Annotated in this window: 9 protein-coding genes; 4 read left to right on the forward strand and 5 right to left on the reverse strand. The window is 60.5% G+C overall.

Annotated features, from left to right (window positions below):
- From ASF66_RS08930 to fabI, 4 genes are read left to right on the forward strand one after another with little or no spacing between them, the layout of a single operon-like run.
- Positions 1-1074, forward strand: a complete 1074-nt coding sequence (locus ASF66_RS08930; RefSeq protein WP_056843578.1) for a microcin C ABC transporter permease YejB — start codon at positions 1-3, stop codon at positions 1072-1074.
- A gap of 1 nt (position 1075) precedes the next feature.
- Positions 1076-2095 carry an ABC transporter permease gene (locus tag ASF66_RS08935; protein ID WP_049858843.1) on the forward strand — a complete coding sequence of 340 codons (1020 nt, stop codon included), beginning with the start codon at positions 1076-1078 and terminating at the stop codon, positions 2093-2095.
- A 1-nt stretch (position 2096) separates the two neighbouring features.
- Positions 2097-3707, forward strand: a complete 1611-nt coding sequence (locus ASF66_RS08940) for an ABC transporter ATP-binding protein (RefSeq protein WP_056843579.1) — start codon at positions 2097-2099, stop codon at positions 3705-3707.
- A gap of 18 nt (positions 3708-3725) precedes the next feature.
- Complete coding sequence (gene fabI, locus ASF66_RS08945) at positions 3726-4520, forward strand: enoyl-ACP reductase FabI (RefSeq protein ID WP_043185915.1); 795 nt, start codon at positions 3726-3728, stop codon at positions 4518-4520.
- Positions 4521-4703: 183 nt separating this feature from the next.
- Here fabI and ASF66_RS08950 read toward each other — a convergent pair whose 3' ends face one another.
- The 5 genes from ASF66_RS08950 to clpP all read right to left on the reverse strand — a co-directional run bounded on the left by ASF66_RS08950 (position 4704) and on the right by clpP (position 11748).
- Positions 4704-6578 carry a SurA N-terminal domain-containing protein gene (locus ASF66_RS08950; RefSeq protein ID WP_056843580.1) on the reverse strand — a complete coding sequence of 625 codons (1875 nt, stop codon included), beginning with the start codon at positions 6576-6578 and terminating at the stop codon, positions 4704-4706.
- Between the two features lie 171 nt (positions 6579-6749).
- Positions 6750-7022 (reverse strand): HU family DNA-binding protein, encoded by a 273-nt coding sequence (locus ASF66_RS08955; RefSeq protein WP_049858847.1) that lies wholly within the window; start codon positions 7020-7022, stop codon positions 6750-6752.
- A gap of 143 nt (positions 7023-7165) precedes the next feature.
- Positions 7166-9562, reverse strand: a complete 2397-nt coding sequence (lon, locus tag ASF66_RS08960) for an endopeptidase La (protein ID WP_056843581.1) — start codon at positions 9560-9562, stop codon at positions 7166-7168.
- Positions 9563-9713: 151 nt separating this feature from the next.
- Positions 9714-11000, reverse strand: coding sequence for an ATP-dependent Clp protease ATP-binding subunit ClpX (gene clpX / locus ASF66_RS08965; RefSeq protein WP_056843582.1), 1287 nt, complete (start codon positions 10998-11000; stop codon positions 9714-9716).
- A gap of 112 nt (positions 11001-11112) precedes the next feature.
- Positions 11113-11748, reverse strand: coding sequence for an ATP-dependent Clp endopeptidase proteolytic subunit ClpP (clpP, locus tag ASF66_RS08970; RefSeq protein WP_049858850.1), 636 nt, complete (start codon positions 11746-11748; stop codon positions 11113-11115).
- Positions 11749-11782 lie beyond the last annotated feature (34 nt).

Here is an 11782-nt window from a genome sequence, read left to right on the forward strand (position 1 = left end):
ATGCTGGCCTACATCCTGCGCCGACTGCTGCTGATCATCCCCACGCTATTGGGGATCCTGATCATCAATTTCGCCATCATCCAAGCCGCGCCCGGCGGGCCGGTGGAACAGATGATCGCCAAGCTGGAGGGGTTCGACGGCGCCACCAACCGGATCGCCGGTGGCGGCGCCGAAGTGGCGGTCGCCGGTTCCAGTTACCGCGGTGCACAGGGCCTGGATCCGGCCCTGGTGCAGGAAATCGAGAAGATGTACGGCTTCGACAAGCCGGCCCCCGAACGCCTGTGGATCATGATCAAGAACTACGCGCGGCTGGACTTCGGCAGCAGCTTTTTCCGCGACGCCAAGGTCATCGATCTGATCGTGGAAAAGATGCCGGTGTCGATCTCGCTGGGCCTGTGGAGCACCTTGATCATGTACCTGGTGTCGATCCCCCTGGGCATCGCCAAGGCCACCCGCCACGGCAGCCATTTCGACGTCTGGACCAGCTCGGCGATCATCATCGGCTACGCCATTCCCGCGTTCCTGTTCGCCATCCTGTTGATCGTGATGTTCGCCGGCGGCAGCTACCTGGACTGGTTCCCACTGCGCGGCCTGACCTCCAACAATTTCGAGGAGCTGAGCTGGGGCGGCAAGGTACTCGATTACTTCTGGCACCTGGTGCTGCCGGTCAGCGCGCTGGTCATCGGCCACTTCGCCACCATGACGCTGCTGACCAAGAACAGCTTCCTCGACGAAATCGGCAAGCAATACGTGGTCACCGCCAAGGCCAAGGGCCTGAGCAATCATCGCGTGCTGTACGGCCATGTGTTCCGCAACGCGATGTTGCTGGTGATCGCCGGCTTCCCCTCGGCCTTCATCGGGATCTTCTTCACCGGCTCCCTGCTGGTGGAGGTGATCTTTTCCCTCGACGGTCTGGGCCTGATGAGCTTCGAGGCGGCGATCAACCGCGACTACCCGGTGGTGTTCGGCACCCTGTTCATCTTTACCTTGTTGGGGCTGGTAGTGAAACTGATCGGCGACCTTACCTACACCCTGGTCGATCCACGCATCGACTTTGGCAACCGGGAGCACTGAGATGAACCTGTCTCCCCTCAACCGACGCCGCTTCGAGCGGTTCAAGGCGAACAAACGTGGCTGGTGGTCGCTGTGGCTGTTCCTGGTGCTGTTCGGCCTGAGCCTGGGTGCCGAACTGATCGCCAACGACAAACCGCTCGCCGTGCGCTACGACGGCGAATGGTATTTCCCTGCCTTCAAGCGCTATCCGGAAACCACCTTCGGCGGCGAGTTTCCCCTGGAAGCCAACTACAAGAGCCCCTACATCCGTGAGCTACTGGCGGCCAAGCAGAGCTGGACGCTGTGGGCGCCGATTCCGTTCAGCTACCAGAGCATCAACTACGACCTCAGCGTACCGGCACCGGCGCCGCCGTCCGCGCAGAACTGGCTGGGCACCGACGACCAGGGCCGCGACGTGCTCGCGCGGGTGATCTACGGCTTTCGCATTTCGGTGTTGTTCGCCCTGACCCTGACCATCGCCAGCTCGGTCATCGGGGTGATCGCCGGGGCGTTGCAAGGCTTCTATGGCGGTTGGGTGGACCTGGCCGGCCAGCGTTTTCTGGAAATCTGGTCCGGCCTGCCGGTGCTGTACCTGCTGATCATCCTGGCCAGCTTCGTGCAGCCCAATTTCTGGTGGCTGCTGGGCATCATGCTGCTGTTTTCCTGGATGAGCCTGGTGGACGTGGTCCGCGCCGAGTTCCTGCGTGGCCGCAACCTGGAATACGTGCGCGCCGCCCGCGCGCTGGGCATGCAGAACGGCGCCATCATGTTTCGCCATATCCTGCCCAACGCCATGGTTTCGACCATGACCTTCATGCCGTTCATCCTCACCGGTGCGATCGGCACCCTGACCGCGCTGGATTTTCTCGGCTTCGGCCTGCCTGCCGGCTCACCGTCGCTGGGCGAGCTGGTGGCCCAGGGCAAGTCCAACCTGCAAGCGCCCTGGCTGGGCATCAGCGCCTTCACCGTGCTGGCCCTGATGCTCAGCCTGCTGGTGTTCATCGGCGAATCCGCCCGTGACGCCTTCGACCCGAGGAAATGACATGCGCCAGGACAATCTGATCGAGGTCCGCGACCTGGCCGTCGAGTTCGTCGCCGGTGAGAGCCGCCAACGCGTGGTCGAAAACATCAGCTTCGATATCCGCCGGGGCGAAACCTTGGCGCTGGTGGGCGAAAGTGGCTCGGGCAAATCGGTGACGGCGCACTCCATCCTGCGCCTGCTGCCCTACCCGCTCGCCCAGCACCCCAGCGGCACCATTGTCTACAACGGTCGCGATTTGCTCACGCTGCCGGAAAAACAGCTCAGGCAGATTCGCGGCAATCGTATTGCGATGATCTTCCAGGAGCCGATGAGCTCGCTCAACCCGCTGCACAACATCGGCAAGCAGATCGGCGAAGTGCTCGCTCTGCACAAAGGGCTGACCGGAGCAGCCGCCACCCAGCGCACCCTGCAATTGCTGGAACTGGTCGGCATCGGCGAACCGCAAAAACGGCTCAAGGCATTACCCCACGAATTGTCAGGTGGCCAGCGTCAACGCGTGATGATCGCCATGGCCCTGGCCAACGAACCTGAATTGCTGATCGCCGACGAGCCCACGACCGCGCTCGACGTGACGGTGCAGCTGAAGATCCTCGAATTGCTCAAGGAACTGCAGGCCCGACTGGGCATGGCCCTGCTGCTGATCAGCCACGACCTGAACCTGGTGAAGAGAATTGCACACCGGGTATGTGTCATGCAGCGCGGTCGCATCGTCGAACAGGCTAGCTGCGAAGAATTGTTTCGTGCACCACAGCATCCGTACACACAGGTGCTGCTGGGGGCCGAACCCAGCGGAGCGCCTGCGGCAACCCGGATCGGCGAGCCGATTCTGTCGGTCGACGACCTACGCGTCTGGTTTCCCATCAAAAAGGGGTTTCTGGGGCGCACCGTGGATCACGTCAAGGCCGTCGATGGCATCCAGTTCAAGCTGCCCCGTGGTCAGACCCTGGGCATCGTCGGCGAAAGTGGCTCGGGCAAGTCGACGCTGGGCCTGGCCATCATGCGCTTGATCGCCAGCCGTGGTTCGATCCGCTTTCAGGGTGAGGCCCTGGACGGCCTGCCCCAGCAGCAGGTGCGCCCGCTGCGCAAGCAGATGCAGGTGGTGTTCCAGGACCCCTTCGGCAGCCTCAGCCCACGGATGAGCGTGAGCCAGATCGTCGGCGAAGGCCTTCGAATACACAAGATCGGCAACGAAGCCGAGCAGGAACAGGCTATCATTGCCGCGCTCGAAGAGGTTGGGCTGGACCCACAGACCCGGCATCGTTACCCTCACGAGTTCTCCGGCGGGCAGCGGCAACGTATCGCCATTGCCCGGGCCTTGGTTTTGAAGCCGGCGTTGATCCTGCTGGACGAGCCCACATCGGCGCTCGACCGCACCGTTCAACGCCAGGTAGTGGAGCTGTTGCGTTCACTGCAACTGAAATACAACCTGACCTATTTGTTTATCAGCCATGATCTGGCGGTAGTCAAAGCGCTGAGCCACCAGTTGATGGTGATCAGACACGGTCAGGTCGTCGAACAAGGGGCGGCGCGGGATATCTTTGCCGCGCCGCAGCACCCTTATACACAGCAGCTGTTGGAAGCAGCCTTTTTGGCCCCAACGGCTGTCGATTAACCTGAAGAGGAACAACACATGGGTTTTCTCGCCGGTAAGCGCGTCCTGATCGTCGGTGTCGCCAGCAAACTGTCCATCGCATCCGGCATCGCTGCCGCCATGCATCGCGAGGGTGCTGAACTTGCCTTCACCTACCAGAACGAAAAGCTCAAGGGCCGCGTCGAGGAATTCGCCGCAGGCTGGGGCTCCAGCGCCGATCTGTGCTTCCCTTGCGATGTGGCCAGCGATGCTGAAATCGCCTCGGTCTTCGAAGCCCTGAGCAAGAAGTGGGACGGCCTGGACGTCATCGTTCACTCCGTCGGCTTCGCCCCGGGCGACCAGCTCGATGGCGACTTCACCCAGGCCACCACCCGCGAAGGCTTCCGCATCGCTCACGACATCAGCGCCTACAGCTTCGTGGCCCTGGCCAAGGCCGGTCGCGAAATGATGAAAGGCCGCAACGGCAGCCTGCTGACCCTGTCGTACCTGGGCGCCGAGCGCACCATGCCCAACTACAACGTCATGGGCATGGCCAAGGCTTCGCTGGAAGCCGGCGTGCGCTACCTGGCCGGTTCCCTGGGCCCGGAAGGCACCCGCGTCAACGCCGTATCGGCCGGTCCGATCCGCACCCTGGCAGCCTCGGGCATCAAGAACTTCCGCAAGATGCTGGCCGCCAACGAAGCGCAGACCCCGCTGCGTCGCAACGTCACCATCGACGAAGTCGGCAACGCCGGCGCGTTCCTGTGCTCCGACCTGGCGTCGGGCATCAGCGGTGAAATCATGTACGTGGACGGCGGCTTCAACACCACCGCCATGGGTGATATCGAAGAGTAAGCTGGCTTCGGTCGGTTGAAGAAACGCCGCTGATTTCAGCGGCGTTTTTTTATCGCTCGGTTTATCGGTGGCGCAAGGAGTAGTGGTGACATGTGGGAGCGGGCTCTGCCCGCGAAGAGGCCCTTGAATTCACCAAAAAACAAAAGGCCGCATACGCGGCCTTTTGTTCAAACATCCATCACCTCAATACTTGGTGATGTCCGCCTTGGTTTCCAGCAGCTTGCGGTACGCCGCGAAATCCTGCTGCCCCATGCGCGACGCCAGGAAGCGGCGGTACTGGGTCTTCTCTTCATCGCTCGGCGCTGCAGCTTCGTTCACGCCGTCCAGGCGCAGAACCACGAAGCTACCGTCCTTCAGCGTCACGCTGCTGAACTCGGGCTTGTCCTTGGCCTGCGGCTTGGGCATACGGAACAGTGCCTGCAGCTCGGCCGGCTCGATGCCGTCCTGGCCGCGGCTGACCGCTTCCAGCACTTTCCAGGACTGACCTTCCTGACTGGCCGCCAGCGGCACCTTGCCGTCGCGCAGACCGGCCAGCAGCGCTTCGCCCTTGGCCTTCATCTGGGCTGCGGCGTGCTGCCTGGCCAGCTCGGCACGAATCGGTCCGGCCACGGCTTCCAGCGGCAGTTGCTCAGGCTTGCGATGCTCCTTCACGCGGACCACAACCATGGTTTCCGGGTCCAGCTCCAGCGCAGCGCTGTTGGAACCCTCCTCCAGCACTTCAGGGCTGAATGCGGCCTGCACCACGGCACGGCTGGCAGTCACGCCCTGGCTGCCGCCTTCCTTGCCGAACGGCTCGGACGTGTGGACCTTGAGGCCCAACTCCTGCGCAGGCTGCCCCAGGTCAGAGGCTTCGAACGCCGAGTCTTCCAGTTGCTTGGTGGCGGTCACGAAGCGCTGTTCAACTTCCTGAGTCTTCAGGTCGCTGGTCAGCTTGGCCTTGAGGCTGGCGAAGGTCGGTACGTCCGGAGCCTGCACGTCTTCAAGCTTGATCAGGTGCCAGCCGAAATCGGTGCGCACCGGCGCCGAAACCTGGCCCTTGCTCAGGGCATTGAGCGCGGTTTCGAACGCCGGGTCGTACACGCCATTGCCGGCGAAACCGAGGTCACCGCCATTGCTGGCCGAGCCTGGATCCTGGGAGACTTCCTTGGCCAGCTTGGCAAAGTCCTCACCCTTCTCCAGACGTGCCTGCACTTCCTCGATCTTGGCCTTGGCCTGCGCGTCATCGAGTTTGTCATTGACCTCGATCAGAATGTGCGCGGCACGACGCTGCTCGGACAGGTTGGCGATCTCTTTCTGGTAGGCGTCCTGAAGATCCTCGTCCTTCACGGTGACCTGGTCGAAGAACGAAGACTTCTTCAGCTCGACGTAGTCGATGACCACCTGATCAGGGCTCATGAACTCCTTGGCGTGTTCGTCGTAATGCGCCTTGACCTCGTCGTCGGTGACCTTGGTCGCCGACGGGTCTGCCTTGAACGTCAGCGAAGCGAAATCACGGGTCTGCTTCTCGAGGCGAGCGAACGCGGCAACCTGCTCGTCGGTCACGAAGCTGCTGCCCGCCAGGCCGGCACGCAGCTGGCCGATGAGCATCTCTTCGGAGAGCATCTGACGGAACTGCAGACGGCCGTAGCCCATCTGGCGAATGACCTGGTCGAAGCGTTCGGCGCTGAACTTGCCGTCGACCTGGAACTCAGGCGTCTGCAGCATGATCTGGTCGAGCGCACCTTCGGAGAAGGCGAACTTGGCGTCATGGGCACCTTGCAGCAGCAGCTTGCGATCGATCAGGCCCTTGAGGGCCGCTTCGCGCAGCATCTTGTCGTCGAGCAGGGCTGGATCGAAATCCTTGCCCAGCTGTTGCATCAGTTGGCGACGTTGCATCTCGGTCGCCTGACTGAGTTCGTTCAAGGTGATCTCGTCACCGTTGACCTTTGCAGCGTCCTGGCTATGGCTGGCGGCCTGGAAGATCGCGTCGAAACCGGTCAGCGCCATCAAGACGATGATCAAACCGATGATGGTCTTGGCAATCCAGCCCTGGGAGTTATCCCTGATGTTCTGCAGCATGCATCCCCCGAAAACGGCCGTACAGATAGAGCGACCGCGGAGAGTAATAGGAATCCGGATAGAAGAAAGGCGCATCCGAGGATGCGCCTTCTCGTAACTCGCGGAGCTTGCTCAGCTCCACTCCTGTTGCCGGCATTGCCTGGCAGCAGGTAGCAAAGGCGTGGCCGAAGCTTAGTTGACAGCTTCTTTCAGGGCTTTACCGGCTTTGAAGCTGGGCTTCTTGGCAGCCGCGATTTCCAGGGCCTTGCCGGTTTGCGGGTTGCGACCGGTACGCGCCGGGCGATCAGTCACGGAGAACGTACCGAAACCTACCAACACAACCGAATCACCGGATTTCAGGGCACCCGTCACGGATTCGATCACGGCGTCCAGCGCCTTGCCAGCTGTAGCTTTGGAGATATCAGCAGATGCGGCGATTGCGTCAATCAGTTCCGACTTGTTCACTATAAGTCCCCTTATATCGATATTTTGAGTTGTTTCTAAGTATGTGGTGAAACGTGCGCCGGGTGGCTGTCGACACAGCAAGTGCCGCTTTATAACAAGGGCTCAAAAAAGCTGTCAAGAAAGCCACCCAGTCAAATCAAGGCTCAATGCGTGCTGATTCGTTCCTTGGAATCCGTATCGCGTGTCTCATCCTTGGCGACAATCTCGGGAGCCACATCGGGCAAGGGCTCCGGCGCGTATTGCAGCGCAATTTGCAGGACTTCGTCAATCCATTTAACAGGTTTAATCTGCAGATCCTGCTTGATATTGTCGGGAATTTCCTTGAGATCGCGCACGTTTTCTTCAGGGATGATTACCGTCTTGATTCCACCACGATGGGCCGCCAGCAACTTCTCCTTCAGCCCGCCGATGGCCAATACCTGGCCACGCAAGGTGATTTCGCCGGTCATGGCGACATCGGCGCGTACCGGAATCTGGGTGAGCGCCGAGACCAGTGCGGTGCACATGCCGACACCGGCGCTCGGGCCATCCTTGGGGGTCGCACCTTCGGGCATGTGGATGTGCGTGTCGTGCTTCTCGTGGAAGTCCGCGGCGATTCCCAGGCTCTTGGCACGGCTGCGCACCACCGTCTGCGCCGCAGTGATGGATTCGACCATCACGTCACCCAGCGAACCGGTCTTGATCAACTGGCCCTTGCCTGGGATGACTGCCGCTTCGATGGTCAGCAACTCACCGCCCACTTGAGTCCACGCAAGGCCGGTGACCTGACCGACCTGATCCTGCTGCTCGGCCAGACCGTAGCGGAACTTGCGCACGCCCAGCAGGTGATCCAGCGAATCGGGCGTGACCTTGACCGTGAATTTCTTCAGGTGCGCATGCTCTTTCACCACCTTGCGGCAGATCTTGGCAATCTGACGTTCCAGTCCACGCACGCCCGCCTCGCGGGTGTAGTAACGGATGATGTCGCGAATCGCATCGACCTCGATCTCGACCTCGGTCTTCTTCAGGCCGTTGGCTTCGATCTGCTTGGGCGACAGGTACTTGATCGCGATATTGATCTTCTCGTCTTCGGTGTAGCCCGGAAGACGGATGACTTCCATGCGGTCGAGCAGCGCCGGCGGGATGTTCATCGAGTTCGAGGTGCACAGGAACATCACGTCCGAAAGGTCGTAATCCACTTCCAGGTAATGGTCGTTGAAGTTGTGGTTCTGCTCCGGATCCAGCACCTCCAGCAACGCCGAGGCCGGATCGCCGCGCATGTCGCTGCCCATCTTGTCGATCTCGTCGAGCAGGAACAGCGGGTTGCGAACGCCCACCTTGGTCATCTTCTGGATAAGGCGACCGGGCATCGAGCCGATGTAGGTGCGACGGTGACCCCGAATCTCGGCCTCGTCACGCACGCCACCCAGGGCCATGCGCACGAACTTGCGGTTGGTGGCATGAGCGATGGATTCGGCCAGCGAAGTCTTGCCCACACCCGGCGGCCCTACCAGGCACAGCACCGGACCGCGGATCTTCTTCACCCGCTTCTGCACGGCGAGGTATTCAAGGATACGTTCCTTGACCTCTTCCAGACCGTAGTGGTCGGCATCGAGGATGCTTTCAGCGCGCGCCAGGTCCAGACGCACCTTACTCTGCGCCTGCCATGGCACCTGCACCAGCCAGTCGATGTAGGTGCGCACCACGGTCGCTTCCGCCGACATCGGCGACATCTGCTTGAGCTTGTTCAACTCAGCCGTGGCCTTGGCCAGGGCGTCCTTGGGCAGGCCCGCCGCATCGATGCGCTTTTTCAGCTCTTCGACTTCGTTGTGCCCTTCCTCACCGTCGCCCAGCTCTTTCTGAATGGCCTTCATCTGCTCGTTCAGATAGTACTCGCGCTGGCTGCGCTCCATCTGCTTCTTGACCCGTCCGCGAATGCGCTTCTCAACCTGCAGCAGGTCGATCTCGGCATCCAGCAGGGCCAGCACATGCTCGACACGCGCAGGCAGTTCGATGATTTCGAGTATTTCCTGCTTCTGTTCGATCTTCAGCGCCATGTGCGCGGCCATGGTGTCGACCAGGCGACCGGGCTCATCGATGCTGTTGAGCGAGGACAGTACTTCGGCCGGAACCTTCTTGCCCAGCTGCACGTACTGCTCGAACTGGCCCAGCAAGGTGCGCACGAACACTTCAGACTCGCGATCCGGAGCGTCGACCTCGTCGATCAACTGCACTTCGGCACGCACGTGGCCGTCGATCTCCAGGAACTGCTCGACACTGCCGCGCTGCTCGCCTTCGACCAGCACCTTGACAGTGCCATCGGGCAGTTTGAGCAACTGCAGGACGGTGGCGACAGTGCCGACACGGTACAAGGCGTCTTCACCTGGATCGTCATCGGCGGGATTCTTCTGCGCGAGCAAAAGGATCTGCTTTTCGCCCGACATCGCCGCCTCGAGGGCTTCGATGGACTTCTCACGACCCACAAACAGCGGGATAACCATGTGCGGATAGACGACGACATCGCGCAATGGCAGGAGAGGCAATTCGATGGTTGTCTTCATGATTTCGCCTCTACAGCGGCCCCGAAGGCCGTAAACAGATGGAATTGAACATGCCTTCAATGTGGGGGCTTGCCCGGCAAAAAACAAGTTCGCTGTCTGAAAAACGAAAAGGGCCCGTAGGCCCCTTCCTTGTTTCAGCTCAGATTTTTGATCAGGCGTCGGGTGCAGCCTTCGCCGGCGGCTCGCTGTTTTCGTAGATCAACAGCGGCTTGGACGTCCCTTCGATCACGCTTTCGTCGATGACCACTTTGCTGACATCCGTCTGCGAAGGAATCTCGTACATGGTGTCGAGCAGAATGCCTTCCAGGATCGAACGCAGGCCACGGGCACCGGTCTTGCGCTCGAGCGCGCGACGGGCAACCGATTTCAACGCGTCGGTACGGAACTCGAGATCCACACCTTCCATTTCGAACAGCTTGCCGTATTGCTTGGTGAGCGCGTTCTTGGGTTCGGTGAGAATCTGGATCAGTGCCGCTTCGTCCAGCTCGTCCAGGGTGGCCAGCACCGGCAGACGACCGACGAACTCGGGAATCAAACCGAATTTGACCAGGTCATCGGGTTCGACTTCGCGCAGCGACTCGCCAACCTTCTTGCCTTCCTGCTTACTGCGCACCTGGGCACCGAAACCGATACCGCCCTGGGTGGAGCGATTCTGGATGACCTTCTCCAGGCCGGAGAATGCGCCACCGCAGATGAACAGGATGTTGCGCGTGTCGACCTGCAGAAACTCCTGTTGAGGATGCTTGCGACCACCCTGAGGCGGTACCGAGGCAACGGTGCCCTCGATCAGCTTCAACAGCGCCTGCTGCACGCCTTCGCCCGAAACGTCACGAGTAATGGACGGGTTGTCCGACTTGCGCGAAATCTTGTCGATTTCGTCGATGTAGACGATGCCCATCTGGGCCTTCTCGACATCGTAGTCGCACTTCTGCAGCAGCTTCTGAATGATGTTCTCGACGTCCTCACCCACGTAACCGGCTTCGGTCAGGGTGGTGGCATCGGCGATGGTGAACGGGACGTTGAGCAGGCGAGCCAGGGTTTCGGCCAGCAGCGTCTTGCCCGAACCGGTCGGGCCGATCAGCAGGATGTTGCTCTTGCCGAGCTCCACGTCGTCATTCTTCTTGTCACGCTGGTTCAAGCGCTTGTAGTGGTTGTACACCGCTACCGCGAGAACCTTCTTGGCGCGCTCCTGGCCAATCACATACTGATCCAGGATGCCGCTTATTTCTTTGGGCGAGGGCAATTTATGCGCGCTGCTCTCGGCCTGGGCTTCCTGCACCTCCTCGCGGATGATGTCGTTGCACAGGTCGACGCACTCGTCGCAGATAAAGACCGAGGGGCCGGCAATCAATTTGCGCACTTCATGCTGGCTTTTGCCACAGAAGGAGCAATAGAGCAGCTTGTTGCCGTTGTCCTCGCCGTTGCGGGTGTCAGTCATTCGATCGATCCAAATCCGATAGGCTTGCAACACAAGATGAAGGCTATTGCGGGCTTTTTCAAGCCCGGCAATGGTCGGGCATGCCAACCAGCCCTATTTTGAGCGGCTCATGTTAAGCGGGGCGACGGTCAATCACTTTGTCGATCAGGCCATAGGCTTGCGCAGCTTCGGCACTCATGAAGTTGTCGCGGTTGGTGTCGCGCTCGATTTCTTCCAGAGTGCGCCCGCTGTGCTTGGCCATCAGCGCGTTGAGACGCTCACGGATAAACAGGATTTCCTTGGCATGGATTTCGATGTCCGACGCCTGACCCTGGAAGCCGCCCAGTGGCTGGTGAATCATCACGCGTGAGTTCGGCAGGCAGAAACGCTTGCCTTCGGCACCGGCGGTCAGCAGGAATGCACCCATGCTGCAGGCTTGGCCAATGCAGGTGGTCGACACGTTCGGCTTGATAAACTGCATGGTGTCGTAGATCGACATGCCTGCAGTGACCGAACCGCCTGGGGAGTTGATGTAGAGATGGATGTCCTTGTCCGGATTTTCCGCCTCAAGGAACAGCAGCTGCGCACAGATCAGGTTGGCCATGTAGTCCTCTACCGGGCCAACCAGAAAGATCACTCGCTCCTTTAGCAGGCGCGAGTAGATATCGTAGGCGCGTTCGCCACGAGCGGATTGCTCGACAACCATCGGGACCAGGCCGCCAGCGGCCTGGATATCAGAGTTCTGCTGAATATAGGAATTACGGAACATGCTCTGCAGTTACTCCCAAATAGTCATGTCTTGA

Origin of the sequence: Pseudomonas sp. Leaf129 (assembly GCF_001423465.1) — a bacterium.
Classification (GTDB): domain Bacteria; phylum Pseudomonadota; class Gammaproteobacteria; order Pseudomonadales; family Pseudomonadaceae; genus Aquipseudomonas; species Aquipseudomonas coleopterorum.